The sequence below is a fragment of the Caulobacter endophyticus genome, from assembly GCF_003116815.1.
In the GTDB taxonomy this organism is placed as follows: domain Bacteria; phylum Pseudomonadota; class Alphaproteobacteria; order Caulobacterales; family Caulobacteraceae; genus Caulobacter; species Caulobacter endophyticus.
The window spans coordinates 61,417-88,107 of record NZ_QDKQ01000033.1; the positions used below are offsets into that span (position 1 = coordinate 61,417).

The following is a 26,691-nucleotide window of genomic DNA, read 5'->3' on the forward strand; positions in this document are numbered from 1 at the left end:
TTCGACCTCGATCTTAGAAGTTGATCGAGATGGTCGAACGACGGTTCAGCGGTTCCTTCACGCCGTCGCCGGTGGCGACGGCCGGGGCGGTTTCACCCTTCCAGTCGACGGCCAGGGTCGTGCCGGGGACGCCCAGCGAAACCAGACCATCGGCCACGGCCTTCGCACGACGTTCCGACAGGCGGACGTTGTACTTCGGCGAGCCCGAGGTGTCGGTGTGGCCCACGACCGTGATCTTGGTCGCGTTGCCGCCCTTGGCGTAGTCGGCGGCCTGCTGCACCACGGCCTGGGCTTCCGGCGTCAGCACGTACTGATCGAACGGGAAGTAGACCACGAACTCGCGGGCCTCATACGCCGGCGGAGGTGGCGGGGGAGGCGGCGGCGGGGGCGGAGGCGGCGGCGGCGGCGGGGGAGGCGGCGGCGGCGGAGGCGGAGGCGGAGGCGGCGGCGGCGAGCCGAAGGTGTAGCGCACGCCGAGGGTGATCGACGTGTCCTTGTAGTCGCCTTCGAAGGTGCCGACGTTGGTCACGCCGGGGCCGGCGGCGCCGACGTTGCTGCTCACCGAACCCCAGTTGAGGCTCTTGGCGACCAGGTAGCGGCCGGTCAGGTCGAGCGACCAGTTCGGGGTCAGGTCCCAGGCCAGGCCCAGCAGGCCCTGGTAGGCGAAGCCCTGATCGGTGTCGTCGAAGCTGACGTTCTGGATCGGGGCGGCGCCGGCGGGGACGCCGCTCAGCTGGCCGTACACCTTGTTGTGGACCCAGGCCGTACCGACGCCGGCGCCGACGAACGGACGCCACGACGAGTCGGGCAGGAAGTCATAGATGACGTTGGCCATCAGGGTGGTGGCCTTCACCTCACCGTTCGGCGCGCCGCAGGTGGGGTTGGTGGCCGAACGGATCGGACCGGCGGTGCAGAGACCGAGCGGCTGCGGACGCGAGGCGTTCTCCGAGCGGACGCCCGAGATGTCGCTGCCGCGGTAGCCGTATTCGCCTTCCACGCGCCAGTTCGGCGAGATGCGGTAGCCGATACGAGCAAAGCCCGCCCAGTCTTCATCCGTCGAGAAGGTCCAGTCGTAGGGACGGCTGTCGGACGCGTTGACCGACGAGCTCGCTTCGATGCCCTCGGCCGAGTGGTACCCGACGTCGCCGGCCACATACCATCCGCTCAGCGCGCTTTGGGCGGAGGCGCCAGACGCCGCGCTGAGCGCGACGGCTGCAACGCCAGCCAGCAACCCGAATTTCATGATGAGAACCCTCTAAAAAAGTTAGCCTGGACGCCCCCCGCGGGGCGGCTTCCACGACGACAAACGCACGACCTCGCAAATCGGATGTGGCGCCAGCGCCACAGTGAGGGAGTTTCGTCGAATTCTCGACAAAAAGACCCCACGACGATCGGAACACGGACGTAGCCGCCGCATGGCGCAGGCCCTTGGCGCCGAGGGATATAAGTCGCGTATTTCGGGCCTAAAATCCAGGTCAACCCTGGCGATTATTTCAAATAACGGCGACCATTGAGCATTGTTCAGGCGCTGCGGAGGCGACCAGCGGCGCATCTGGCGCGCCGCTGGTCACGGACCGGCCGCGATCGCCCCCACGACCCTCGGCCCGGCCACCCTCACGTCCTCGCCGCGTTGGAGGTCGCAGCGAAGCCCTCGGGACGGTTCGCCTCGACGCCGCCCCCGCCTGTGGAGTGCGCGACGGCGTCGAGCCGCCCCCCCTTTCGCGCCGCCGGGGTTCGACGGATCGACGACCCGTCGCGGCGCAGAGAGCCTGGACCCCGCCGGCGGAAACGGCGGGTTCTCGGCGCGACCGCTAACATTGCGATCCGAGAAATGTCGCGTTCCAAACCTGGAACATTCCGTTGTCGCCGGAAGCTTCTGGGGGTTGGACAGGCGCCGACGTTCCGTTAACTACGAATGGGCAAGGCCCGCGCGGGGTGGCGCGGTCACCGGAACGGGTGTCTTGAAGAGCGTGCGGTCGCGTCCGGACCAGTCTTCCCTGCTCGACGTCTCCGGCGTGGCGTTGCTGGCGGTCGGGCATTTCATGGCCTTCGTCGACCGGGCCGTGCCCAGCGTCTACGCGCCGCTGCTGAAGGCCGAGTTCCAGCTCACCGACACCCAGCTGGGCGCCCTGCAGGGACCCGCCTTCGTCGCGCTCTACGTCGCCGCCACCCTGCTGGCCGGCCATCGGGGCCATCATTTGCGGCCAGCGCCCCTGCTGGCCGGCGCGGCCGCCCTGTGGACCGCCGCCACGGCCGCCCTGGCCTTCGCGCCGAACTACGGGTCCCTGCTGGCCGCCCGCCTGACGCTGGGCTTTTCCCAGGCCGCCTTCGCCCCCGCGGCCCTCGCCCTGATCGTCGCGGCCGCCCCGCCCGAGCGGCTGTCGCGCTGGGTGTCGATGTTCACCTCCGGCTCGTCGATGGGCCGCAGCGGCGCCCTGCTGGCCGGCGGCCTGGCGCTGGGCGCTTTCTCGTCGGGGACGCTGCACGCCTTCGGCCACGCCCCCTGGCGGGCGGCCATCATCCTGCTGACCGTTCCGAGCCTGGCGGTGACCGCGCTGCTGGCCTGGCGGCTGCGCGGGCTGAAGCCCGCCGGGGCCGGCGGACCGGGACTGGGCGCGGCCCTGGCCCGCATCGCCGCCAATCGCGCCGGCCTTGGCCTGCATTTCCTGGCGTCGGGCGCGGTGATCCTGGTGGTGCAGTCGGCTGGCGCCTGGGCGCCGTCGATCGTCAACCGCGCCTGCGGCCTGACGCCCGCCGCCAGCGCCCTGCTGGTCGGCGTCGTGGTGCTGGTCGCCGCCCCCAGCGGACACCTGGCGGCCGGCTGGCTGATGGACCGCCGCCTGCGCGCCGGCGGCGGCCCGGCGGCGGTGCTGGCCGGCGGCCTTGCCCTGGCCGTGCTGGGGACCGCACTGCTGGCGCGGGCCGGCGATCCGGCCATGGCCGCCGCGGCGCTCTTCCTGATCACCGCCGGCGGCGGCGGAGCGGCCCTGGCGGCGCTGGCCGGCCTGCAGCCCCTGAGCCCGGCCGCCCTGCGCCCGCCGATGAACGGACTCTACCTGGCCTTCGTCACCATCGCCGGCCTGGGTTTCGGCCCGCTGCTGACCGGCGTGGTCAGCGACCGCCTGTTCGCGGGGCCGCACGGCCTGGCCGCAGCGCTCGCCGTGGTCAGCGCCCTGGCCGCCGCCCTGGCGGTCCTGGCCGCCGTGCTCGGAGCCCGTCCCTGGCGCACCCTGGCCCGCGAGACCCGCGAGGCCCTGGCCTGACATGTCCTCAGCCGCCGCCGACAGCTTCCGCTTCTCCAGCGACGACCATCCCGCCGACGAGGCCTTCGCCCTCTACGCCAGGCTCTATTCGCGCGGCTCCGACGTCAGCCGCGGCGCGGGCCCGTTCTTCGCCCAGGTGCGCGCCTGGCGGCTGGACAAGGTGCTGCTGTTCGAGCGCCGCCTTTCGGGGGTGATCCACGCCCGCCGCGAGCGGATCGCCGGCGACGGCTTCGATCACTTCGTGCTGACCCACGTGCTGGAGGGCCAGGTGCGGCTGCAGGCCCCCGGCCCGCCCCGCCTGCTGGGACCCGGCCAGAGCGTGCTGCTCGACACGCGCCGACCGATGCGCACCGAGCACGACGACGCCCTGATCCTGACCACCAGCATCGCCCGCGACATGATCGAGGCGGCGCTGGGTCCGGCCGGCCGCCTGCACGGCCAGGTGCTGGGGCCGCCCGACAACCGGGTGCTGGCCGACTTCCTGGCCTCCCTGGCCCGCCACGGCGACACCCTGGCCTCGTCCGCCCTGCCCGCGCTCGGCCGGGCCCTTGTCGACATTCTCTCTTCCGTGGGCGGGGATGCGGCCCGGGCCGGCCGCGAGGACCAGCGCCGCGACCTTGGCCGCCGCGAGGCCGTGCGGCGCTTCGTCATTCCACGCCTGGCCGACAAGGCCCTGTCGGTGGACGCCATAGCTGCCGGTGCGGGCGTCTCGCGCTCGTCGCTTTACCGGCTGTTCGAGAAACAGGGGGGCGTGGCCCGCTTCATCCAGCTGACCCGGCTGGACGCCCTGCGCCGCGCCCTCGACGCCCAGGACCCCGCCGCCCCCGACGACGCGGCCTTGGCCGACCGCCTCGGCTTCGCCAGCCCCGCCCAGATGGCCCGCCTGTTCGCCGAGACCTACGGCGACACCCTCGACGCCTACCGCGCCGCCCTGGCCGACAAGCCCCACGACGACCCCGGCGTCAGCAAGAAGCGCTGGGACAGCTGGCTGGGCGAGCTGGGGTAGGCCCACTGGATCAGGTTCAGCTCGTACCACTTGGCCGAGATCGACAGGGCTCCGTCCAAAGAACGAACTCCTGTGGATCGAATGTTCTCAGACCTGGGAATCTTGAACCTCGATCCGACCAAGCCGCTCGGCCTGATACAAGTCCGTTGGAACGCGGACATTCCCAACCGCCTTCGAGAGGTAGAACCCTTCTTCCTCTCGGGCCTTGGAAACGAGCCCGCTCACGCACGAGAGGCGCTATCGCCTGGCAACACACGCGCCAACGGCGTCGCCGCCCGTCAGGGCGCTTGGCGCAAGTGCTTGATTTTCAGGGAAGGAATGGTGGACGCGACAGGGATTGAACCTGTGACCCCTACGATGTCAACGTAGTGCTCTCCCGCTGAGCTACGCGTCCGCCAAAGCGATCCGAAGCGTCTTCGTGAAGACGTCCCGGCCGGGAAGGTGTGGGGGTATAGCGGCGGCTTGGCCGGGGCGCAAGCCGCCTCGAAAACTTTTTCGGAGAAGTTTTCCGAAAGCTGTGGAGCCCTTACGCCGCCATCATCTTTTCGACTTCGGAGACGAGGTCGCGCAGGTGGACGGGCTTGGACAGCACCTTGGCGCCGGCCGGGGCGCGGTCCTGGGCCGAGAGGGCGACGGCGGCGAAGCCGGTGATGAACATGATGCGCAGGGCCGGGTCGCGGGCGGCGGCCTGGCGGGCGACCTCGATGCCGTCCATGCCGGGCATGACGATGTCGGTCAGCAGCAGGTCCCACGGGTGCTCGAGGTGGCTGACGGCCTCTTCGCCGTCGGCGCAGGCGGTGACTTCGAAACCGGCCCGTTCGAGCGCCCGGGCGAGGAAGCCACGCAGCGAGTCGTCGTCTTCGGCGAGGAGGATGCGGGCCATGTCGCTTACGTGTCCGTTGGAGCTCGTCTCTGGAAAGCCGAATCTTAAGTCTGGGACGGTAAATCGCCGGTGAACCGGCGCGGTCCGTCCACAGATACGACAGGGCGCGAGGCCATTTGACCGCAAGCCCGGCGCCCTCGACTATGTGACTCATGAACGCATGGGACCCGATCACGCCGGAAACGGCCGCCTCCTCCAGCGGCCAGAACGCCGCGAGCGGACGCGGGCCGGCGTTCGAGGCCGTGCGGGCCGCGCCGGACGGGCGCCCGCCGCCCACCCCCGTGGTGTTCGCCTCGCCGCATTCGGGCGGCCTCTACCCGCCGGAGATGATGGCCGCCTCCCGCCTGCCCGAGGAGGTGCTGAAGGGCTCGGAGGACGCCTTCGTCGACCGGCTGATCGCCGGCGCCCCCGACCTGGGCGCAGCCACGATCCGCTCGCGGCTGGCCAGGTCCTACATCGACCTCAACCGCGACCCGTGGGAGCTGGATCCGGCGATGTTCGAGGACGAGGCCCTGCCCGAGTTCGCGCGCGGCCGCACGGCGCGGGTCGCCGCCGGTCTGGGCGCGATCGCCCGCGTGGCCGACGGCCGGCCGATCTATATGCGCAAGCTGACCTTCGAGGAGGCCAAGGCCCGCGTCGAGTACGGCCACCGCCCCTATCACGACATGCTCGACCGCCTGCTGGCCCAGGCCCGCGCCGCCCATGGCGTGGCGGTGCTGATCGACTGGCACTCGATGCCGGCGGCGGCCACGCGCGGCACGCGGGCGAGAGCGGGCGGTCCGTGCGACATCGTGCTGGGCGACCGCTTCGGGGCGGCTTGCGCGCCGGGCCTGACCAGGCTGGTCGAGGAGGCGCTGGAGGACATGGGCTATCGCGTGGCCCGCAACAGCCCCTATGCCGGCGGCTACACCACCGAGCACTACGGCCGCCCCAGCCGCCGCACCCATGCCCTGCAGGTGGAGATCAACCGCGCGCTCTACATGAACGAGGCGACTCGCGAGCCCACCGAGGGCCTGGCGGCGCTGAAGGCGCACGTCGAGCAACTGACCGAGCGGCTGACGCGGATGGACTGGACGGCGCTGAAGTAGGAACGATGGGGGCCTCGGAACGGCCACGCGCCCGCAAACCGCCGCAAAGGGCTGCAAACTGGCCGCCCGTCGGGCTCAGGCCAAAAAAAAGCCCGGCGGTAAGGCCGGGCTAGTTCATTAGGGAGGAAACGCCCAGGAAGGGCAGAAGCGGCAGCGCCGCCTCACACCTTCCTTATAGGGTGCGCTGCGAAATCGAGCAAGCGGAAAGTTGGACAGCGTTGTCGAATTTTCTGCGTCAACCTGTAGCAACCCTTTGCACAGCAAGGATCGGAGAACGCTGATCTGCAAGCTTGACCATAAAATAGGCATTGCTGCGCTGCAGCATTAGTTGCCCAAGAAACGACAACCGCCAGAAACCACCTCAAACCCGGTAGGAATAAGGGTTTGCGAGATGACACCGGTAACCGCGACATAAGGCGCCTTACGCACGGGGTGGATAAACGCAGCGCAGTCGCGTAAAAGCCGCGCGCCTGACGCGCGCAGCGTCTCATCCGATTTTCTCCGAAAGCCCGCCGTCCTCCCATGTCCATGCGAAATATCGCCATCATCGCGCACGTCGATCATGGCAAGACCACCCTCGTCGACCAGCTGCTGGCCCAGTCGGGCGTGTTCCGCGCCAACGAGGCGACGACCGAACGCGCCATGGACTCCAATGACCAGGAGCGCGAACGCGGCATCACCATCCTGGCCAAGTGCACCAGCGTCCTGTGGAACGGTGAGGCGGGCGAAACCCGCATCAACATCATCGACACCCCCGGACACGCCGACTTCGGCGGCGAGGTCGAGCGCATCCTCGGCATGGTGGACGGCTGCGTCCTGCTGATCGACGCCGAAGAAGGCGTCATGCCGCAGACCAAGTTCGTGCTGACCAAGGCGCTGAAGATGGGCCTGCGCCCGATCCTCTGCATCAACAAGGTCGACCGCGCCCACGCCGACCCGGACCGCGTCCACAACGCCGCCTTCGACCTGTTCGCCGCCATCGGCGCGACGGACGAGCAGCTGGACTTCCCGCACATCTACGCCTCGGGCCGTTCGGGCTGGGCCACGCTGGACATGAACGTGCCCAGCGACAACCTCGCCCCGCTGTTCGACCTGATCGTCCGCCACGTGCCGGAACCCAAGCAGATCGCCAAGCGCGACGAGCCCTTCCAGATCCTGAACGTGCTGATCGAAAGCGACCCGTTCCTGGGCCGCCTGCTGACCGGCCGCATCGAGAGCGGCCGCGCCGTCCCCGGCATGGCCATCCACGCCCTGGACCGTAACGGCAAGGAAATCGAGCGCGGCCGCATCACCAAGGTGCTGGCCTTCCGCGGCCTGAAGCGCCAGCCGATCGACGAGGGCGCGGAAGCTGGCGACATCGTCGCCATCGCCGGCATGAGCAAGGCGACCGTGGCCGACACCCTGTGCGCCCTGGAAGTCACCGACGCCCTGCCCTCGCAGCCGATCGACCCGCCGACCATCTCGATGACCGTTTCGGTCAACGACAGCCCGCTGGCCGGCCGCGAAGGCGACAAGGTCCAGTCGCGCGTCATCCGCGACCGCCTGCTGAAGGAAGCCGAGAGCAACGTCGCCATCCGGGTGACCGAGAGCACCGAAGGCGACGCCTACGAAGTCTCGGGCCGCGGCGAACTGCAGCTGGGCGTCCTGATCGAGAACATGCGCCGCGAAGGCTTCGAGGTCTCGATCTCGCGTCCGCGCGTCGTGTTCCAGGCCGACCCGGAAACCGGCAAGCGCCTCGAGCCGATGGAAGACGTCATGATCGACGTCGACGACGAGTTCTCGGGCATCGTCATCGAGAAGCTCTCGCTGCGTAAGGCCGAGCTGAAGGACATGGGCCCGTCGGGCGCGGGCAAGACCCGCATCCAGCTGACCGCTCCGTCGCGCTCGCTGATCGGCTACCAGGGCGAGTTCCTGACCGACACGCGCGGTTCGGGCGTGCTGAACCGCGTGTTCAGCCACTACGAACCCTACAAGGGCGCCATCGACCAGCAGCGCAAGGGCGTGCTGATCTCGAACTCTGACGGTGAAACCGCCGCCTACGCGCTGTGGAACCTGGAAGAGCGCGGCACCATGTTCGTCGGCGCCGGCGAGAAGACCTACCAGGGCATGATCATCGGCGAAAACGCCCGCTCGGATGACATGGACGTCAACCCGATGAAGGCCAAGCAGCTGACCAACGTCCGCGCCTCGGGCAAGGACGAGTCGATCCGCCTGACCCCGCCGCGCAAGATGACCCTCGAGCAGGCCATCGCCTACATCGAGGAAGACGAGCTGGTGGAAGTGACCCCGAAGAACATCCGCCTGCGCAAGCAGACCCTGAACCCGTCGTTCCGCAAGAAGCGCGTCAAGGAAGACTAGTTCTTCCCAGGCTCCTTCGGGATCTGAAACGGGCCGCCGACCTTCGGGTCGGCGGCCTTTTTCGTGGGCGACGCCAGCTCCTCCCCCGTAAAACGGGGGAGGGGGACCACGAAGTGGTGGAGGGGGCGAGACTGGGCTCGGCGCTCCGTCCCTCGCCCCCTCCGTCACGCTGCGTATCCGCAGCGCGCCACCTCCCCCGTTGCACGAGGGAGGAGCTTGGGTCTGTGACCAAAAGAAAGGCCGCCGCCCGCGAGGGCGACGGCCTTTCCGCCTTCCAAGGCGAAACGCGGCTTACCAGCTGCGCTCGATGCTGAGGAAGCCGCGGCGGCCCCGCAGCTCGTAGCCCCAGACTTCCGAATTGCCGACGCGATAGCTGCTCGAGATCGAGGGCGGGGCCTCGTCGAACAGGTTCTGCACGCCGAAGGTCATGGTGGTCTTGTCGTCGATCACCTTGCGGGCCGAGACGTTGTGATAGACCATGAACTCGGTGTGGTACTTCACGTGGACGTACTTGTAGTACGTCGAACCGACCACGTAGTCGTAGCTCGTGGAGGTGGCGTACTTGGCGCTGCCGACGGTGTCGCCCAGGATCTCGGCGTCCGAGGCCTTGCCGGTGATGGTCGACGACCAGGTATAGGTCCATGGGCCCTGGCGATAAGACAGGCTGGCCTTACCCGAGAAGTCGGGACCGTCGTAGATGTAGGTCGTGCCGTTATAGTCGTCCTCCTCGGTTTCACCGAAGAGGTTCGAGGTGTCCTGCAGCTGCCAGCTGAACTGGCTGTTGAAATAGAGCTGCCCGCCGTTGTCGAAGTCGTGGCGGTAGTCGGTGGTCAGGTCGATCGCGCGGCTCTTCTGCGAGGCGACGTTGACGTAGTCGTTCTTGACCAGCGTCAGGAGATGCGTGGTCGGATCGCGCGTCACCAGCTGGCAGAAGGGGCTGGAGAGGCCCACGGACTCGTAGCAGCGCGAAGCGATCTTGGCGGCGCCGAACTGGGTGATCTCGTTGCTGATGTCGATATCGGCGTAGTCGACCGCGACCTTCAGGTTGATGAAGCCCGGGGTGAACACCACGCCGATGGTCTTCGATTCCGAGGTTTCGGCCTTCAGGATGCCCTTGCCGCCGCCGGCCGTGACCAGGGTGGAGTAGCTGGCCTGGGTGGCCGACACGCCCTGGGCGGCGCAGTTGGCGACGATGGTCTGGCTGGCGCCGCTGCTGCCGTAGAGGATGCAGGGGTCGGCGACGCTGTAGCCGGTCTGGTCGGCGAGGTAGAGCTCGTACAGCGACGGGGCGCGGAACGAGGTGCCGTCGCTCATGCGCAGGCGCCAGGTCGGGGTGATCTGCCAGTTCAGGCCGATCTTGTAGGTGTCGCTGTCGCCGTAGCTGTCGACCTCGGTGTGGCGGCCCGAGACCTGCAGGTCCAGGCTCTTGACCAGGAACAGGTCCTTCAGCACCGGCACGTCGATCTCGGCGAAGGCCTCGGTCGTGGTGTCCGTGCCGAAGGTGTGGCCGGCGCGGGTCAGGTTCCAGTTGTTGTTGTTCAGCGACGCCGTGCCCGGGCTGTCGTCGAAGTCGTCATGGCGCCAGGTGAAGCCGAAGGCCGCCCCGACCTTGCCGGCCGGCAGGCTGAACAGCTCGCCCGAGAAGCTGGCCTCGACCAGCGACTGCTCGTAGGTGGTGTGGCCGACGTCGACGCCGAACAGGAAGGCCTTTTCGGCGTCGGTGAACTGGCCGGCCATCACGCGCGAGCTGAACCACGGAATGCCGGTGGGCAGGGTCGAGCAGTCGCCGCCCGAGATCGTCACCAGCGACTGGTTGCAGTACGAGCCCGCCGAGGTGGTGGCGGCGATGGCGTCGCTGTTGATCGAGCTGACCGAATAGGTCCCGTCCGACTTGCCGTACTGGCCGTAGACGTCCCAGTCCCAGCCGCTCAGGAAGCCGAGCCTTGAGCCTTCCAGGAACTTGAAGTCGCCGCGCAGGCCGCCCAGGCCACGGTAGTATTCGACCTTCTGGATCGAGTCGTAGGCCACCGCGATGACCGGATAGGCCGTGCCGCCGGCCGCGCCGAAGATGTTGTTCGGGTTGGTGGTGGCGACAGTCGGGAACAGCTGGCGCGCGCCGTTCTGTTCGGAGTTGCGGCGGTTGTAGAGGAACTCGCCATAGGCCTCGACGCCGGCGCCCAGGTCATAGCCGCCGGTGACGTAGAAGCTGGCGCGCTCCACCGGGCTGATGACCGTGGCCCGCTGCCAGACCGACGAGTCGTAGTTGGCGACGCGGTAGGTCTCGGGATAGTTGGCGCGCGCCACGCGGGCCAGGTTGGCGAAGGCGGCGTTGCTGGCCACGAAGCCCGGAGCGGTGTTGCCCGTGTACGAATAGCTCGTGCCCGGCTGCATGTACTGGAAGTAGCCGCCGTAGCCGCTCGTATAGGCGACGTTGTTGATCTGGTTGAAGCACTTGTAGTCGCCGGTGGCCGGATCGGTCAGGTCGACGCGGGCGCCGGTGGTGGTGCTGTAATAGTTGTCGGCCGAGCAGCTGGTGTAGTCGCGGTCGCCGCGGCGCAGGGCCATCTGTTTGTAGTAGCTGGCCGAGGCGCTGAGATAGCCGCGATCGAAGGTCCTGCCCCACGAGGCTTCGGCCGAATATTCCTGGCCGCCGCCGCCCTTGGCGAACGGGGCGTTGCCGTAGACCCGCACGCGGCCGCCGTCATAGTCGGTCTTGGTGATGTAGTTGACGACGCCGGCGACGGCGTCCGAGCCATAGATCGACGAGGCGCCGTCCTTGAGGATCTCGACGCGGTCGATCATCGCGTTGGGGATGGTGTTCAGGTCCACCGGGCCGACCGTGCCGCGCACGCCCGACGGCGTCAGGCGGCGGCCGTTCAGCAGCACCAGGGTGCGGTTGGCGCCCAGACCGCGCAGCGAGATGGTGTTGACGCCCGGACCGCCGGTGACGTTGTAGCCCGTCATCTCGTCGGCGACCTGGAACGAGCCGCTGGCCAGCGACGAGCTCTGGATGATCTCGGTGGTGTTGACCAAGCCCTCCAGTTCACTCTGCTCGGAGGTGATCACCTGGATCGGCGAGGCGCTGTTGTAGGCGTTGCGCTTGATGCGCGAGCCGGTGACGACGACGGCCTCGACGTCGACGGCGTCGTCGGACGAGGCAGCCTTGTCGGACTTGGTCTGGCTTTGAGTCTGAGTTTGCGCCCAGGCGCCGACGGGCCCCAGCCCCAGGCCGGCGATCACCGACGAGGCCAGCAGCAACTTGCGGTCAAGCATGTAGAATATGCCCCCATGAATAGGTTTGCGTGGAAACTTCGCCCCTCGCGAAGCTCCCGCCCTGACGGGGTCTTTAGGCCGGAGAAAACGGCCGCGAAGCGCGAACACGCCCCGTCAACCGGCTTTTCACCTAAATTCCCTGACAAAGCCGCCTTCGACAGCAATAGTTAGCCGCCGAAGATCATGGACAGGACATTAGTTCGTCACAGTTCGGCCGTTATCTCTCGACCCAAGCACATGTATTCTATTTAATAGTTTTATCAGTTCACTTTAGAAATACGCCGATATCGGCAGATATATTACTCGTCTCAGCGGTTGCTGATGACAACGCTTCGCGACGAGCGGCCGATTGGAGGCGCGGACGGACGCCCGGCTTTTGGGCGCCGCGTCCGCTCCCCGGAATCGGATCAGCGCCTGGCCACCCGCCAGATGATGTTGCCGACGTCGTCGGCCACCAGCAGGGCGCCGCGTTTGTCGAACTCCACGCCCACCGGACGACCCAGGGCCTCGCCCTCGCCATTGAGGAAGCCCGTCAGCACGTCGAGAGGCGGCCCGGAGGGCTTGCCGCCGGCGAACGGCACGAAGATCACCTTGTAGCCGCTGTGGGGCTTGCGGTTCCACGAGCCATGCTGGCCGATGAACGCTCCGCCCTTGAACGGCCCCGGCAGGCTCGAGGCCGCATCGAAGGTCAGGCCCAGCGAGGCGGTATGCGGGCCCAGGGCGTAGTCGGGCTTGATGGCCCTGGCTACGAGATCGGGCCGCGGCGGCTTGACCCGCTCGTCCACGTGCTGGCCGTAATAGCTGTAGGGCCAGCCGTAGAAGCCGCCGTCCTTCACCGAGGTCATGTAGTCGGGCACAAGGTCGCTGCCGATCTCGTCGCGCTCGTTGACCACGGTCCACAGGGCGCCGGAGGTCGGCTCCCAGCCCATGCCGTTGGGATTGCGCAGGCCGGTGGCGAACAGTCGCTTGGCGCCGGTGGCCACGTCGATCTCCCAGATGGCGGCCCTGCCCTCCTCCTCGGCCATGCCGTTCTCGGCGACGTTGCTGTTGGAGCCGACGGTCGCATAGAGGTGCTGGCCGTCAGGGCTGGCGATCAGCGCTTTGGTCCAGTGGTGGTTGCGCGGCCCGCCCGGCAGGTCGGTCACCCGCCGGCGCGGCGCGGTGATGGCGGTCTCGCCCTCCTTGTAGGGGAAGGCCAGCACCGCATCGGTGTCGGCCACGTAGAAGGTGTCGCCGACCAGGGCCATGCCGAACGGCGAGTTCAGGCCCGACAGGAAGGTCGAGCGCAGGTCGGCCACGCCGTCGCCATTGGTGTCGCGCAGCAGGGTGATGCGGTTGGCGCTCTTGGTCACCGCGCCCGCCCGCTTCATGACCATGCCCTGGATCTTGGCGCGGAGGCCCTTCTGGTCCTCGGGCTTGGGCGGGGCGTTGGTCTCGGCCACCAGCACGTCGCCGTTGGGCAGCACGTGGATCCAGCGCGGATGGTCCAGCTTGTCGGCGAAGGCCTGTACGGTCAGGCCCTCGGCCGGATTGGGCGCGCCGCCCGACGGCCAGCCCTTGGCCGGCGCGATGTGCAGCGTCGGCAGCAGCGTCTTCTTGGGCGCCGGCAGCTGCGGGTTCGCGCCCGTGCCGGCGGCGACGTCGAGGTTGGCTCGCTCGCCGCAGGCCGCCACGCTCAGCGCCGCCACGCCGGCGGCGGCGATCAGCAGACGCCGCATCAGGCGCGTCGACGGAACAGGCCCAGCAGGGCCAGAAGCACCACCGCGCCGATGGTCGAGACCACCAGGCTGCCCACCCAGCCCGTCGCGCCCAGGCCCAGCATGCTGGCCAGGAAGGCGCCGATCAGCGAACCGACCAGGCCGACCACCAGATTGGTCAGCAGCCCGTGGTCGCGCTTCATGATCTTCTCGGCCAGCCAGCCGGCGAAGATGCCGATGATGATCGCACCGATGAAACCCACGCCGTTCATGCCGTCGTCCTCCTGTAGCCCTTGGCGTCAGGGGAATGCGCGGGGGGCGGCGCAGGTTGCCTGGCGCTCAGGAACCTCCCCCTGTGAGGGAGGCGATCGCGAAGCGATCGGTGGGGGCCGGCGCGGCGGAAGGTCTTGGCTCCAACGCCGGCCCACGCCATGGTCCCCGCCCGTATCCGCGAGCAAGCCATGGTCCACCCCGTCTTCGCCGACCTGCCCGTCACCGTGTTCGAGGAGATGAGCGGCCTCGCCCGCGAGCTGGGGGCGATCAACCTGGGCCAAGGGTTTCCCGACGACCAGGGGCCGATCGCGCTGCGGCGCAAGGCCGGCGAGGCGCTGATCGAAGGTTCCAACCAGTATCCGCCGATGCGCGGCCTGCCGCAGCTGCGCCGCGCGGTGGCCGGCCACTATGGCCGCGACCAGGGGCTGGACCTCGACCCCGACAATGAGATCATCGTCACCTCGGGGGCCACCGAGGCCCTGGCGGCGGCGTTCCTTTCCCTGATCTCGCCCGGCGACGAGGTGGTGCTGTTCCAGCCGCTCTACGACGCCTATCTGCCGATGGTGCGGCGGGCCGGCGGGATCCCGCGCCTGGTGCGCCTGTCGCCGCCGCACTGGCGGTTCGACCAGGCGATGCTGGAGGCGGCGTTCAGCGACAGGACCAGGCTCGTGGTGCTCAACAGCCCGCTGAACCCGGCCGGCGTCGTGATGGCCGACGAGGACCTGGCCCTGCTGGCGCAGTTCTGCGTGCGCCACGACGCGATCGCGGTGTGCGACGAGGTCTGGGAGGCCGTGGTGTTCGACGGCCGCGCCCACCGGCCGCTGATGTCTTTCCCCGGCATGCGCGAGCGGACGGTGAAGATCGGTTCGGCCGGCAAGATGTTCGGCATGACCGGCTGGAAGGTCGGCTTCCTGTGCGCGGCCCCGCCCCTGGCCCGTGCATTGGCCGGCGCCCACCAGTTCCTGACCTTCACCACCCCGCCCAACCTGCAGGCGGCCGTCGCCTTCGGCCTGGACGAGCCCGGCGACTGGTTCGAAGCCATGCCCGCGGGCCTGCAGCGCTCGCGCGACCGGCTGGCGGCCGGCCTGCGGCAGGCGGGCTTTGCAGTGCTCGACAGCGCCGGCACCTACTTCCTCAACATCGACCTGCCGGCGTCGGGCGTCGAAGAGGCCGACCGCGCCTTCGCCCTGCGGGCCGTGCGCGAGCACGGGGTGGCGGCGATCCCTGTCTCGGCCTTCTACGCGCAGGATCCGGTGACGAGCGTGCTGCGGCTGTGCTTCGCCAAGACCGACGCGGTGCTGGACGCGGCGGTGGAGCGGCTGGCCAGGGCCCGCGCCGGCTAGAGACCTTGCTCTAGCGCGGCGCCCAGCCGGCGGCGATCAGGGCCACCTGCTTGTCCATGGCCGCCGACATCTCCTCGGCGGAGGCGCCGCGAGCGGCGGCCATCCGGTAGTTGGAGGCATAGCAGGCCTTCAGCACTTCCACGGTCAAGGCCAGGTCGAGGTCGCCACGCACGTCGCCGCGCGCCACGCCCTCCTGCAGCACCTGCTCGAGCATGTCCGACAGCCGCTCGTTACGGCCGTACGGCTTTACGCCCGGGTCGTTGCTGGGACTGTAGGAGGCCGCGATGTGGGCCAGGAACAGGCGCACCCGCCGGGTCTCGAACTCGTAGTGGATAGCGAAGATCGAGCACAGCCGGTCGCCCGTGGAGCCGCGCAGGAACGGCAGCACCCGGTCGAATTCGGCATAGAGATCGCCCAGGCGCCGTTCCATCACGTGGCTGAGCACCTCGGCCTTTGAAGCGAAGGTCGTGAAGACGCTGCCCACCGACACGCCCGCCCGTTCGGCGATGGCGCGGATCGTGGTCTCTTCGTAACCGGTCTCGTTGAACAGGTCTCGCGCGGCAACGAGCACGCGCTCGCGCGTCGCCTGTTTCTGTTCGTCGCGTACGCCCACGCAGTTCCCCCTCCGGACACGCAGCGCTGATTTCAACACATCGAAACGCACGCCCGACCCCAACGGGCGCATGTCTCGTTCCTATTGTCGTTGACCTGGACGACCGGGGGACGTCTCCGCCCCCCGGCGGAACCGTCCTTAGGCGCGGACGCCGGCGAGGATCAGCTTCAGCTGTTCACGCAGGTGAGCCACCAGGTTTTCGACCGTCCAGCCGTCGTAGACGGCGCGGCGGTAGTTGGCGACATACACGTCCCAAGCGATCTCGGCCACGAGTTTCGCGTCCACGTCGGCCTTCAGCTCGCCGGCCTGCACGCCACGCTCCAGAGCGTCGGTGATCAGGGCGAACAGGTGCTTGATATCCGTGCGGGCGCGCTTTTCGGCGGCGTCCGAACGGGTCCAGCTGACGGCGATGCTGGCCTGCAGCAGCGGCAGTTGCTCCAGGTGGAAGCTGTAGGCCACGCCGAACAGGCCCAGCAGGGCGTCGGCGACGGTTTCGCCTTCGCGGGCGGCCTGCTTCATCTGGGCGTAGATGACTTCGTAGTCGGCGGTCAGGATCTCGTCGAACAGCTCCGACTTGTCCGAGAACGACGCGAACACGGCGCCGGTCGACATGCCGGCGGCCTGGGCGATGTCACGGATCGTGGCGCCCTCGTAGCCGCGCTCGCTGAACAGGCGGCGGGCGGCCGACAGCACGCGTTCGCGGGTGCGCTGCTTGGCCAGCGCCCGGCGGGTCAGCTTCACCGGGGTTTCAGAACCGGACTCGATGTTGACGGAAACAAAGCTCATGCGGCGGCCTCCAGGCGGGCGAGCGCGGCTTCGGCGCGCTTTTCAAATTCGATGCAGTACTCGTCGACGACATTTTGCAGGACGTCGGCGTAGCGGCGGGCGAGATCGCGCCCATCCTGGGCGGCGTCTCGAAGGTCGGTGATCAGTTGGCGGACTTCCGCGAGCGCTTCGTCTCTCTCGGAAGGGATCGCGGCGAGCCGGGCGCTCTGCGACATGACTTCTCTCTCCAGGCCGGCCGCGGGGAACAAACTGCGCTGAACGATCCGCGGCTTGGCGTCGATCATGTTCAACGAACGCGCACTGTGAATTCAGGTGGGGCCGTCTACCCTTGTAAACAAGGGATTTCAACCCACAAATCGTATCAAAGTCTGTCAAACTTTGCTGGAAATCGTTCTATGGTAGCGCTGCTCATTCGTCGATGCGTCAAATGCGCTCAACGAACATACTCGCCGAACATGTTTTGCGATCTTGAGGCGAGCGGGGCGGCGCTGGCGTTCATGAAGCGAGCAGCCTAGGTTGAGCGCCATGGCCAACCTGTTCCAAATCGCCATCCCCATCGCCCTGTTCGCCGTGCTGGCGACGCTGTGCGTCGGGATCTACGCCCTCTTCCGCGGCGGCGACTTCGGCCGCTCCTATTCCAACCGGCTGATGCGCCTGCGCGTGGTGCTGCAGTTCGTCGCCGTACTGGTCTTGGTGGCCGCCTTCTGGTGGAGCCACCGGTAAAGCTCTAGCCGGCTGATTTTGCAGCTTTGTTTCAGGAGATAACGGCGTGGTCGTGCTCAACCGCATCTATACGCGCACCGGCGACAAGGGCTCGACCCGGCTGTCGACGGGCGAGCCGGTCAGCAAGGCCTCCCTGCGCGTCGAGGCCTATGGCGGCGTCGACGAGACCAACGCCTTCATCGGCGTGGCCCGCCAGCACGCCAGCGGCGACCCCGAGCTCGACGCCATGCTCGAGCGGATCCAGAACGACCTCTTCGACCTGGGCGCCGACCTGGCTACGCCCGAGCAGAACGAAAAGCCCGAGTGGGAGCCGCTGCGCGTGGTCGAGGCCCAGGTCGCGCGGCTGGAGGCGGAGATCGACCTGGTCAACGAACGCCTCTCGCCCCTGACCTCGTTCGTGCTGCCGGCCGGCTCGCCGCTGTCGGCGGCGCTGCATGTGGCCCGCACCGTCTGCCGCCGGGCCGAGCGCACCTGCGTGGCGCTGGCCGCAACGGATGGCGAGATCGTCGGCCAGCCGGCGCTTAAATATCTCAATCGCCTGTCGGACCTCTTGTTCGTGGCCGCCCGACGCGCCAATTCCGACGGCGCGAGCGACGTGCTGTGGAAGCCCGGCGCGACGCGATAGGACCTCTTCGATGCGCATCGGCCTCCTGGAAACGGGCGAACCGCCCGAAAGCCTGATCTCCGACCACGGCCGCTACGGCGGCATGTTCCAGCGCCTGCTGGGGCCTGGCCACGACTACGCGACCTTCGACGTCCAGGCCGGCGTTCTGCCCAGGACGCTCGACGCCTGCGACGCCTACATCGTCACCGGCAGCTCGGCGGGGGTCTATGACGACCTGCCGTGGATCGAGCCGCTGAAGGGCTTTCTGGCCTCAGCCCGCGACCAGGTTCCGCTGGTCGGGGTGTGCTTTGGCCACCAGGTGATGGCCGAGGCTTTCGGCGGCAGCGCGGTGAAGTCCGACAAGGGCTGGGGCATCGGCCTGCAGAGCTATTCGGTGTCGAAGCCGGCGGCCTGGATGGACGATGTCGCCCATGTCAGCGCGCCCGGTTCGCACCAGGACCAGGTCGTGACCCTGGCGCCGGGCGGCCAGGTGCTGGCCGGCAGCGACTTCACCCCGTTCGGCGTGCTGGCCTATGGCGACAAGGCCATCTCGATGCAGTTCCACCCGGAGTTCGACCCGGCCTACGCCACGGCCCTGATCGAAAGCCGGCGCGGCACGCGGTTTTCCGAGGAACAGGCCGACGCGGCCGTGGCCTCCCTGGCCGCGCCCAACGACAGCAGGCGCATCGCCGGCTGGATCGGCGCCTTCCTTGGGGAGGCAACCAAGGCCTGACTTGGCCGTTGCGGCTGGACAAGCGGGAGAACAAGGCCATGCGTCTCGCCACCGTGATGCTCGCCGCCGGCCTGACCCTGGCGGGCGGCGCCGTGATCGCCATGACCCAGGGCGCGGCCAGTCCCGCACCGGCCTCCCCGCCGGCCGAGGACCTGAAGACCGCCGCCAGCTTTCAGTCGATCAAGGACCCGGCCGCCCGCTCGGTCGCGCTGTTCACCGAGGCGGGCAAGGTGATCCAGAGCCCCCGCTGCCTGAACTGCCACCCGGTCGAGCGCGCGCCCACCCAGGGCGACGACCTGCATCCGCACAACCCGCCGATGGTCGCCGGCCAGAGCGGCCATGGTCCCACCGGCATGCCCTGCCTGTCGTGCCACGGACCGGCCAACGTCAGGACCTTCGGCCAGCAGGTGAAAAGCATCCCTGGCGACCCGCACTGGGCGCTGGCCCCGGCCGAGATGGCCTGGCAGGGCAAGTCGCTGGGGCAGATCTGCGCCCAGCTGAAGGACCCGGCCCGCAACGGCGGCAAGACCCTGGCCCAGATCCACGAGCACATGGCCCGCGACCATCTGGTCGGCTGGGGCTGGAACCCGGGCGAAGGCCGCAAGCCCGCTCCCGGTACGCAGGCCCAGTTCGGCGAGATCATCAAGGCGTGGATCGACACCGGGGCCAAGTGCCCGAAGGCATGAGACGCCTGGACAACCCGCGATCGGCCTGACCAATATCCCGACCAATGACAACGTTGGCATTACCAGCGTTGCGGGACAGGGAGAGGTCGATGCGGCGGATGTTCGAGCGCGTTCTGGCGGCCGCGGCCATGCTGGCCATGGCGGCTTCGGCGGCGCAGGCGGGGCCGACCCTGACCCGGGCCGACCGGCGCGACGGCCAGGACCTGTCGGGAACCTGGAACTATTCGGTCGACCCCTATCGCGACGGGATCGCCGGCTTCCATCGCGGTCCGCCCGGAACCGGCCACCGCCGCTATGACGACAGCGACGTCGAGCAGGTGACCCGCGCCGATCCCAAGGCGCTCTACGAATACGACATGCAGCGTTCGCCGACCGCGACCCTGCCGGCCTCGTGGCTGACCCATGCGCCCGAGATGCGCCACTACCAGGGCCTGGTCTGGTACCAGCGGCGGTTCGAAACGCCGGCCTTGAAGCCCGGCCAGCGGGCCTTCCTGCGGTTCGAGGCCGCCAACTACACCGCCAGGGTCTATCTGAACGGCCAGGCCGTGGGCGAGCACGAGGGCGGCTTCACGCCGTTCTCGCTGGAGGTGACCAGGCTGCTGCGCGCCGGCCAGAACCAGGTGACGGTCGGCGTCGACTCCACTCCCGCCGTCGACGGCGCGCCGCCGCCGGTCACCGACTGGGAGACCTATGGCGGCCTCACCCGGCCGGTCCGGCTGGTGATCACGCCGGCCACCTTCGTCGACGAGGCCTGGGTGCGCCTGACCCGCGACGGCAAGGCGATCGCCGCCGACGTGCGCCTGGACGGTCCGGCCGCCGCCGGCCAGGCGGTCAAGGTCGAGGTCGCCGGCCTCAACCTCACGCTCTCCGGCCAGGCCGGCGCCGATGGGGTGGCCAGGCTGTCGGCGCCTGCGCCCAGGGGGCTCAGACGCTGGGCGCCCGGCGCGCCCGTGCTCTATGACGTCCGCGTCCGGGCCGGCGACGACGTGCTGACCGACCGCGTCGGCTTCCGCACGGTCGAGGTGCGCGGCGGCGAGATCCTGGTCAACGGAAAGCCGGTGTTCCTGCGCGGCGTCTGCCTGCACGAGGAGGAGCTGGGCGAGAACCCGGCCCGCACCATCACGCAGGCCTCCGCCCACGCCCTGCTGGCCGAGGCGCGCGACGGCCTGCACGCCAATTTCGTGCGCCTGGCCCACTATCCTCATTCGGAGGTGACCACGCGCCTGGCCGACGAAATGGGCCTGCTGGTCTGGAGCGAGATCCCGATCTACTGGCTGGTCGATTTTAGCAACGCCCGCACCCTGACGCTGGCGCGCGGCATGCTGGAAGATTCCATCCGCCGCGACCGCAACCGCGCCTCGATCGTGCTGTGGAGCGTGGCCAACGAGACCCCCGTCAGCGACGCCCGCAACGCCTTCCTCGGGACCCTGGCCGACGACGTGCGGGCTCTGGACGACACGCGCCTGGTCACCGCCGCCCTGCTGGCCGACCGCAAGATCGTGGATGGCAAGCAGGTTATGGGCGTCGACGACCCCCTGGCCGCCAAGCTCGACGTGCTGGCGGTCAACACCTATGCCGGCTGGTACTCCGACGACAGCCTCGACGCCGTCGCCCAGATCGCCTGGCGGCCCACCGACAAGCCGATGGTGTTTTCCGAATTCGGCGCCGACGCCCTGGCCGGCTTCAGCGATCCGGCCCTGATGCGCAAGTTCTCCGAGGACTTCCAGGCCCGCTACTATGTCCAGACCCTGGCCATGGCGGCCAACGCCCCGTCCCTGCGCGGCATGTCGCCCTGGATCCTCAAGGACTTCCGCTCGCCGCGCCGCCAGCACCCCGTCTACCAGCAGGGCTGGAACCGCAAGGGCCTGATCTCGCCCACCGGGCGGCGCAAGGCCGCCTTCAAGGTGCTGGCCGACTACTACGAGAAGCTGGCGGGGGAAGCGCGGTAGGGGCTTTCGCGCCCTAGAGCCTCGCCGCCAGGGCGGCCATCTGGTCGGCGGCGACGCCCCAGCCTTCGTGGAAGCCCATCTGCTCGTGCATGGCCTTGTCCTCGGCCGACCAGTGGCGGGCGATGGCGGTGTAGCGGGTCTTGCCCTCGCCGATGTCCTCGAAGCGGACGACGCCGACCATGAACGGCTTTTCGGACGGGACCCAGGCGCTGGTGAAGGCGTCGGTGAAGACGATCAGCTCGTTCTCGACCACCTCCAGATAGACGCCGCGATTGGGCATCTCCTCGCCGTTCGGGCCACTCATGACGATCAGGCTGGAGCCGCCAGTGCGCACGTCCATCTCGGCGTGCGACACGCGCCAGGGCGGCGGGCAGAACCACTCGGGCAGCAGCTCGGGCGTGGTCCAGCACTTGAAGAGCTTCTCGGCCGGCTGGTCGATGATCCGGGTCAGGACCAGTTCGTGAGCGGCGGCGGGAGCGGCGTCGAGAGCCATGGCGTTTTCTCCGTATCGTTGGAAGCAGTGTTCGGCCCAAGGACGGCGCGGGTCGACCCGTCCCGACACGCGCCGGGCATTTTTTCGAAGCCGGTTGACCCGCCTCTCCCCCGAGGCCACTGTGCCGGCAATTCAAACAACTGTTTAGGGAGCGCGCCGTGAGCCTGTTCGACCTTTCCGGCAAGGTGGCCATCATCACCGGATCCTCGCGCGGGATCGGCAAGGCCATCGCCGAGCGCATGGCCGAGCATGGTGCCAGGGTGGTGATCTCGTCGCGCAAGGCCGGCCCCTGCGAAGAGGTCGCCGCCGCCCTCAATGAAAAGCACGGCGCGGGAACCGCCATCGCCGTACCGGCCAACATCGCCTCCAAGGAGGACCTGCAGCGTCTGGTCGACGAGACCCGCGCCGCCTTCGGCCGCGTCGACGTCTGCGTCTGCAACGCCGCCAGCAATCCCTACTACGGCCCGCTGGCCGGGATCAGCGACGACCAGTTCCGCAAGATTCTCGACAACAACATCATCAGCAATCACTGGCTGATCTCGATGGTCGCCCCCGAGATGCGCGAGCGGAAGGACGGCGCGATCATCATCGTCAGCTCGATCGGCGGCCTGCGCGGCAACGCCATCATCGGGGCCTACAACATCTCCAAGGCCGCCGATTTCCAGCTGGCCCGCAACCTGGCCCACGAGTTCGGCCCCGACAACGTGCGGGTCAACTGCATCGCGCCTGGCCTGATCAAGACCGACTTCGCCAAGGCGCTGTGGGACGATCCCAAGACCCTGGAGCGCTCGACCGCCGGCGTGCCCCTGCGCCGGATCGGCGAACCGGACGAGATCGCCGGGGCGGCGGTCTATCTCGCGTCCAGCGCGGGCAGCTTCATGACCGGACAAGCCCTGGTGGTGGACGGCGGGGCGACCATCTAGGGCGGGCTCGCCCCTGGCGCGACGGCGGCGATTTCCTGTGCGGCCCAGGGTCGCGCCCCGCCGAAATTAACCGTCAGCACAAGAGGTTGCCGCTAGGAGATGAGGGTCAATCGAGGACCCGCCGCTTGAAGCGCATCCTGCCCCTGCTGCTCGCGCTCGTCGCCCTGACCGGCGCCCTGCCGGCCCGCGCCGCCTCGCCGGAGATCGGCGGCCAGGCCAGCAAGCTGCAGACCCTCTATCGCGAGATCGGCGTCCAGCGGGCCGGGCCCGCCCCCCACGCCAACGAAGACGTCGAGCGCGCCGGCCGCCGGGCCCTGCGCCAGCGGGGCGACACGCGGCTCTACGCCCTGTGGCGAGTGCTCTACGCCTACAAGAGCAACCACGTCGACCAGGCCTTCAAGGACTGGATCGCCACGGTGCGCGCCACCGCCCGCGCGGACGGCGACAGCGAACTGTCGACCCTGGCCGAGATGATGGAGGCCGCCTACGAGCTGGAGACCCGGGGTCCGAGCGGCGTCGACGACGCCCGCTGGGCGCGGTTCCTGGAGGGCTCGGGCCGCGAGATCGGCCTGATGGCCGGCGTCGAACGCATCCGCCTCCTGGCGCGCAGCGGCCGCTGGACCCAGGCCAGCCAGTTCGCCGGCGAGCTGTTCGAGGACCTGGAAGAACGCGGCTCGGTCGCCCGGCCGCTGCTGGCCGAGGCCCACCAGGTGCACTCCTACACGCTGTCGGAAATCGGCGACAAGGACGGCGCCCTCGACCACATGGCCGAGGCCGCGCGGCTGGACGAGCGCGACGCCTTCTACATGCGCAAGATCGAGCGGCTGTACGACATCGCCTACACCGCCGCCGAGCTGGGCGAGATCCAGGCTGCCGAACGGTTCGCCGACATGCACCACCGCATGAGCGAAGCCACCGGCGACCAGGACCTGCTGACCTGGGACCAGAACCTGTGCGCGGTGATCGCCGACGCCCGCGACGACCCGCGCGCCGTGCTGCGCTGCCTCGTCGATGCAGGCCCGGCCCTCGCCGCCCCGCGCGACCGGGTGTCGGTGTCGATACTGCGGCTGCGGGCCAAGGCCCTGGCCCGGACGGGCTATGCGGCCCAGGCCCGCAACGATCTGGCCGTGCTGGACCAGGCGCCGCCGCGCGCGGCGCGCCCGGATCCGGTGGGCCGGGTGCTGGTCGAGGCCTACATCGCCAACGCCGAGGGGCGCGGCAAGGACGCCTTCGCCCTGTTCGACCGCTGGCGCGCCACCCACGCCCGCGAGGCCAGCGCCACCCAGGCCGCCACCGCCGCCCAGATCTCGTCGGCCCTGGAGGCCGAACTGCGGGCCAAGCGCAGCGAGAGCCGCCGCCTGACCGCCGAGGTCGAACTGACCCGCCGCCTGGTGCAGGCCGCCGGCGTCATCGCCGCCCTGATGGCCCTGCTGGTGGTCGGGGGCGTGGCCTGGGCGCTCTACATGCGTCGGACCCAGGCCCACCTGAAGGACGCTCGCGGCCGGGCCGAGGCGGCCAGCGACGCCAAGTCCTCGTTCCTGGCGGTGATGAGCCACGAGCTGCGTACGCCGCTGAACGGCATGCTGGGCATGGCCCAGGCCCTGCGCGCCAACGAGCTGGGCTCCGGCCAGCGCGAGCAGGTCGACCTGCTGATCGATTCCGGCGAAACCCTGCTGGTGCTGCTGAACGACATCCTCGACCTGTCGAAGATCGAGGCCGGCAAGCTGGAGATCGCCCCCACCGCTGGCGACCTGACCCAGGCCGTCGGCCGGTTGGTCAACGGCTTCCAGCCCACCGCCCGCGAGAAGGGCATCGTCCTGTCGTTCAACATCGACGGCAACCCGCCGCCGTGCCTGATGTTCGACGTGGTGCGGGTGCGCCAGTGCGTCGCCAACCTGGTGTCCAACGCCCTGAAATTCACCAGCGAGGGCCGGGTCGACGTGACCCTGGCCTGCGCGCTGGAGCCAAACAGCGGACGCCAATCCGTGAAGCTGACCGTCAGCGACACCGGCATCGGCATGAGCGCGGCCACGCTGGACAAGCTGTTCGGCGCCTTCACCCAGGCCGACGCCTCGACCACCCGCAACTACGGCGGCTCGGGCCTTGGCCTCAACATCACCCGGCGGCTGGCCGAGCTGATGGGCGGCTCGGTCAATGTGCGCAGCCGCGAGGGCGAGGGCTCGCTGTTCACCCTGCGCTTCATGGCCGACGCGGCCGAGGCCTCCTCCGCCGCCTTGCCGACCGAGGCGCCGGCCGCGACCTTCGAGCTGGACGCCCTGGCCTCGCTGGGCGGGCGGCGGGTGCTGGTGGTCGACGACCACCCGATCAATCGCCGGGTCATCCGCCTGTTCCTGGAGCCGTTCGGCTGCGAGCTGGTCGAGGTCGAAAACGGCCAGGAGGCCCTGGCCGCCGTCGAGGCCGAGGCCTTCGACATCGTGCTGATGGACGTCAACATGCCGGTGATGGACGGGCTGGAGGCCACGCGCCGCCTGCGGGCGGATCCGCGCTGGCGCAGCCTGCCGATCGTCGCCCTGACCGCCGACGTGATGAGCACCCAGATCCGCACCTGCCTGGAGGCGGGCATGGACGCCCACGTCGCCAAGCCGATCGACATGCGCAACCTGCTGACCATCCTGGCCCAGGTGGTGGTCGCCGCCCAGGCGCGAACGGAGACGCGCTCGCGCAAGGTCGCGGCCGGCTAGAGTTCTCCTAGTCGATCTCGAAGGTGTCGGGCTGGTGCGGAGCTGCGGGCTTGGCGGCCGGCGGCGGGGCAGGCGTTGCGGCGCGGGGCTCGGGCGCCAGCAAGGCGCTGACCCGCTTGGACAGGTCGGCGGCGGTGAACGGCTTGACGATATAGCCGTTGGCGCCCTCGTTCAGGGCCAGCTTGACGGTGTCGATATCGCCGCGGGCGGTGATCATCATCACCGGCGTGCGCAGCTTGCGATGCCTGCGCATCAGCCGCAGCACCTCCAGCCCGCTCATGCCCGGCATCTGGATGTCGAGCAGCACGAGATCGGCGCGGACGTGGCTGAGGGCTTCCAGGCCGATCGTCCCGTTGGGCGCGGCGGTGACGCGATGACCCGCCTGGCTGAGCACCAGGTCGACAAACTCGCGGATCAGCAAGTCGTCGTCGATCACCAGGATGGAATGGGGCATGGGCGGCTCGGGACGCGTCGGGTACTCGACCAACTATAGCGCGCGCCGCGCGTCTGTCGCACCCCCGCGTGCGTGGGAAGCGCGCGCTTATTGTCGCGGGATCAGCGGCAGAGGCGGTAGGGGCTGAGGTCCAGGTGCAGGTGGTCGGCGTGGGCGGCGTTGTAGTCTGGGCTCAGAACCGCGCCGAACAGCTCGCAGCCCCCGGCGCGGGCCACCCGCAGGAAGCGGCCCTCCGGCCCCTGGTCGCGGAAGTCGCCGGCGATGGTCAGCCGCCGGCCGTCGGCCAAGCGCACGCCGGAAACGTCCAGCGCCGAGGCGCTGGCGTGCTGGCTGGGCCGCGCGCCGGAGCGGCCGTAGATCGTGCGGCAGGCATAGGTCCCCAGGTGCTCGACGCGCACAAGCTGCGTATCCAGCAGCCGTTCGGCGGCGGGCGAGAGCACCTGCCGCTCCCATACCGCATAGCGCAGGGCCAGCGGGCAGGTCATGACCGGGGCGGCGGGCGACAGGCGGCTTGGCGCCCGCACCGCGTCGCGAGTCGAGCAGAAGCCCTCCTCGCGGACGGGCTGGTCGACGGGGGTGATCCCGCCGGCCCGCATGGCGGCGCGGCAGGCGGCCGGGTCGGCGCCGATCCGCGCCAGCTTGGTCTCCGTGGCCAGGCCCAGCGGCTGGTCGAGCGAAAACGGCTTCCAGGCCAGGTCCTGCGGCGGGGCGATGCGGTCGACGAGGGCCGCAAGCAGCAGGCCCGCGAGGACGGCGTCCAGCAGGAAGCCGCCGATCTCGGCCAGCGCCAGGGCCTGGGGCGAAGCGGGTTTCACGCAGGCTGCAACGGCCAGGCGAGCCG

General features: G+C 69.2%; 23 protein-coding genes and 1 tRNA gene. 12 read left to right on the forward strand and 12 right to left on the reverse strand.

Going from position 1 to position 26,691, the window contains the following annotated elements:
* Positions 1 to 13 precede the first annotated feature (13 nt).
* The gene (locus tag DDF67_RS26240) at positions 14 to 1,243 is read right to left on the reverse strand and encodes an OmpA family protein (RefSeq protein ID WP_109100431.1); all 1,230 of its coding nucleotides are present in this window, start codon (positions 1,241 to 1,243) and stop codon (positions 14 to 16) included.
* Positions 1,244 to 1,970: 727 nt separating this feature from the next.
* On the opposite strand from DDF67_RS26240, the gene DDF67_RS08355 reads away from it, so the two are divergent.
* Together DDF67_RS08355 and DDF67_RS08360 are read left to right on the forward strand one after the other, a co-directional pair.
* A complete protein-coding gene (locus DDF67_RS08355; RefSeq protein WP_146197979.1) occupies positions 1,971 to 3,263 on the forward strand; it encodes an MFS transporter in 1,293 nt (430 codons plus the stop codon).
* A gap of 1 nt (position 3,264) precedes the next feature.
* Positions 3,265 to 4,269 (forward strand): AraC-like ligand-binding domain-containing protein, encoded by a 1,005-nt coding sequence (locus tag DDF67_RS08360; RefSeq protein WP_109100433.1) that lies wholly within the window; start codon positions 3,265 to 3,267, stop codon positions 4,267 to 4,269.
* 319 nt (positions 4,270 to 4,588) lie between these two features.
* On the opposite strand, the gene DDF67_RS08365 is transcribed toward DDF67_RS08360, so the two are convergent.
* Positions 4,589 to 4,663, reverse strand: a tRNA-Val gene (locus DDF67_RS08365).
* Between the two features lie 132 nt (positions 4,664 to 4,795).
* Positions 4,796 to 5,152 carry a cell cycle two-component system response regulator CpdR gene (cpdR, locus tag DDF67_RS08370; RefSeq protein ID WP_058350243.1) on the reverse strand — a complete coding sequence of 119 codons (357 nt, stop codon included), beginning with the start codon at positions 5,150 to 5,152 and terminating at the stop codon, positions 4,796 to 4,798.
* Between the two features lie 152 nt (positions 5,153 to 5,304).
* Between cpdR and DDF67_RS08375 the strand changes: the two genes are divergently transcribed.
* Together DDF67_RS08375 and typA are read left to right on the forward strand one after the other, a co-directional pair.
* On the forward strand, positions 5,305 to 6,240 hold the full coding sequence (locus DDF67_RS08375; RefSeq protein ID WP_109100434.1) for an N-formylglutamate amidohydrolase: 936 nt from the start codon (positions 5,305 to 5,307) through the stop codon (positions 6,238 to 6,240).
* Between the two features lie 522 nt (positions 6,241 to 6,762).
* On the forward strand, positions 6,763 to 8,598 hold the full coding sequence (gene typA / locus DDF67_RS08380) for a translational GTPase TypA (RefSeq protein ID WP_109100435.1): 1,836 nt from the start codon (positions 6,763 to 6,765) through the stop codon (positions 8,596 to 8,598).
* A 291-nt stretch (positions 8,599 to 8,889) separates the two neighbouring features.
* Here the strand turns inward: typA and DDF67_RS08385 are convergent, their stop codons facing one another.
* The 3 genes from DDF67_RS08385 to DDF67_RS08395 all read right to left on the reverse strand — a co-directional run bounded on the left by DDF67_RS08385 (position 8,890) and on the right by DDF67_RS08395 (position 13,840).
* Positions 8,890 to 11,871, reverse strand: a complete 2,982-nt coding sequence (locus DDF67_RS08385; protein WP_109100436.1) for a TonB-dependent receptor plug domain-containing protein — start codon at positions 11,869 to 11,871, stop codon at positions 8,890 to 8,892.
* A gap of 407 nt (positions 11,872 to 12,278) precedes the next feature.
* The gene (locus DDF67_RS08390; protein ID WP_109100437.1) at positions 12,279 to 13,589 is read right to left on the reverse strand and encodes a PQQ-dependent sugar dehydrogenase; all 1,311 of its coding nucleotides are present in this window, start codon (positions 13,587 to 13,589) and stop codon (positions 12,279 to 12,281) included.
* Positions 13,589 to 13,840, reverse strand: a complete 252-nt coding sequence (locus DDF67_RS08395) for a GlsB/YeaQ/YmgE family stress response membrane protein (RefSeq protein WP_109100438.1) — start codon at positions 13,838 to 13,840, stop codon at positions 13,589 to 13,591. Before DDF67_RS08395 ends, DDF67_RS08390 begins: the two co-directional genes overlap by 1 nt.
* Before the next feature lie 189 nt (positions 13,841 to 14,029).
* On the opposite strand from DDF67_RS08395, the gene DDF67_RS08400 reads away from it, so the two are divergent.
* Positions 14,030 to 15,184: an aminotransferase gene (locus tag DDF67_RS08400; RefSeq protein ID WP_109100439.1), complete on the forward strand. Its 1,155-nt coding sequence runs from the start codon at positions 14,030 to 14,032 to the stop codon at positions 15,182 to 15,184.
* A gap of 10 nt (positions 15,185 to 15,194) precedes the next feature.
* Here the strand turns inward: DDF67_RS08400 and DDF67_RS08405 are convergent, their stop codons facing one another.
* From DDF67_RS08405 to DDF67_RS08415, 3 genes are all read right to left on the reverse strand, one after another.
* Entirely contained in the window at positions 15,195 to 15,797 is a 603-nt protein-coding gene (locus tag DDF67_RS08405; RefSeq protein WP_109100440.1) for a TetR/AcrR family transcriptional regulator, read from the reverse strand.
* 138 nt (positions 15,798 to 15,935) lie between these two features.
* Positions 15,936 to 16,583: a TetR/AcrR family transcriptional regulator gene (locus DDF67_RS08410; RefSeq protein ID WP_058347781.1), complete on the reverse strand. Its 648-nt coding sequence runs from the start codon at positions 16,581 to 16,583 to the stop codon at positions 15,936 to 15,938.
* Positions 16,580 to 16,798 (reverse strand): hypothetical protein, encoded by a 219-nt coding sequence (locus DDF67_RS08415; RefSeq protein WP_058347790.1) that lies wholly within the window; start codon positions 16,796 to 16,798, stop codon positions 16,580 to 16,582. Before DDF67_RS08415 ends, DDF67_RS08410 begins: the two co-directional genes overlap by 4 nt.
* A 310-nt stretch (positions 16,799 to 17,108) precedes the next feature.
* On the opposite strand from DDF67_RS08415, the gene DDF67_RS08420 reads away from it, so the two are divergent.
* The 5 genes from DDF67_RS08420 (at position 17,109) to DDF67_RS08440 (ending at position 21,278) form a co-directional block, all read left to right on the forward strand.
* Positions 17,109 to 17,306, forward strand: coding sequence for a twin transmembrane helix small protein (locus tag DDF67_RS08420; RefSeq protein ID WP_058347782.1), 198 nt, complete (start codon positions 17,109 to 17,111; stop codon positions 17,304 to 17,306).
* 46 nt (positions 17,307 to 17,352) lie between these two features.
* On the forward strand, positions 17,353 to 17,931 hold the full coding sequence (locus DDF67_RS08425; protein ID WP_109100441.1) for a cob(I)yrinic acid a,c-diamide adenosyltransferase: 579 nt from the start codon (positions 17,353 to 17,355) through the stop codon (positions 17,929 to 17,931).
* Between the two features lie 10 nt (positions 17,932 to 17,941).
* On the forward strand, positions 17,942 to 18,643 hold the full coding sequence (locus DDF67_RS08430) for a type 1 glutamine amidotransferase (protein ID WP_109100442.1): 702 nt from the start codon (positions 17,942 to 17,944) through the stop codon (positions 18,641 to 18,643).
* 38 nt (positions 18,644 to 18,681) lie between these two features.
* On the forward strand, positions 18,682 to 19,329 hold the full coding sequence (locus DDF67_RS08435) for an Isoquinoline 1-oxidoreductase subunit (RefSeq protein WP_109100512.1): 648 nt from the start codon (positions 18,682 to 18,684) through the stop codon (positions 19,327 to 19,329).
* 89 nt (positions 19,330 to 19,418) lie between these two features.
* On the forward strand, positions 19,419 to 21,278 hold the full coding sequence (locus DDF67_RS08440) for a glycoside hydrolase family 2 protein (protein WP_109100443.1): 1,860 nt from the start codon (positions 19,419 to 19,421) through the stop codon (positions 21,276 to 21,278).
* Positions 21,279 to 21,291: 13 nt separating this feature from the next.
* Here DDF67_RS08440 and DDF67_RS08445 read toward each other — a convergent pair whose 3' ends face one another.
* On the reverse strand, positions 21,292 to 21,771 hold the full coding sequence (locus DDF67_RS08445) for an SRPBCC family protein (protein ID WP_109100444.1): 480 nt from the start codon (positions 21,769 to 21,771) through the stop codon (positions 21,292 to 21,294).
* 158 nt (positions 21,772 to 21,929) lie between these two features.
* Between DDF67_RS08445 and DDF67_RS08450 the strand changes: the two genes are divergently transcribed.
* Both DDF67_RS08450 and DDF67_RS08455 read left to right on the forward strand, forming a co-directional pair.
* Positions 21,930 to 22,694 (forward strand): SDR family oxidoreductase, encoded by a 765-nt coding sequence (locus DDF67_RS08450; RefSeq protein WP_109100445.1) that lies wholly within the window; start codon positions 21,930 to 21,932, stop codon positions 22,692 to 22,694.
* Positions 22,695 to 22,819: 125 nt separating this feature from the next.
* Positions 22,820 to 25,396 carry a response regulator gene (locus tag DDF67_RS08455; RefSeq protein ID WP_109100446.1) on the forward strand — a complete coding sequence of 859 codons (2,577 nt, stop codon included), beginning with the start codon at positions 22,820 to 22,822 and terminating at the stop codon, positions 25,394 to 25,396.
* Between the two features lie 7 nt (positions 25,397 to 25,403).
* Here DDF67_RS08455 and DDF67_RS08460 read toward each other — a convergent pair whose 3' ends face one another.
* Both DDF67_RS08460 and DDF67_RS08465 read right to left on the reverse strand, forming a co-directional pair.
* Entirely contained in the window at positions 25,404 to 25,850 is a 447-nt protein-coding gene (locus DDF67_RS08460) for a response regulator transcription factor (RefSeq protein WP_109100447.1), read from the reverse strand.
* A 101-nt stretch (positions 25,851 to 25,951) separates the two neighbouring features.
* Positions 25,952 to 26,665 carry an extensin-like domain-containing protein gene (locus DDF67_RS08465; protein WP_109100448.1) on the reverse strand — a complete coding sequence of 238 codons (714 nt, stop codon included), beginning with the start codon at positions 26,663 to 26,665 and terminating at the stop codon, positions 25,952 to 25,954.
* Positions 26,666 to 26,691 lie beyond the last annotated feature (26 nt).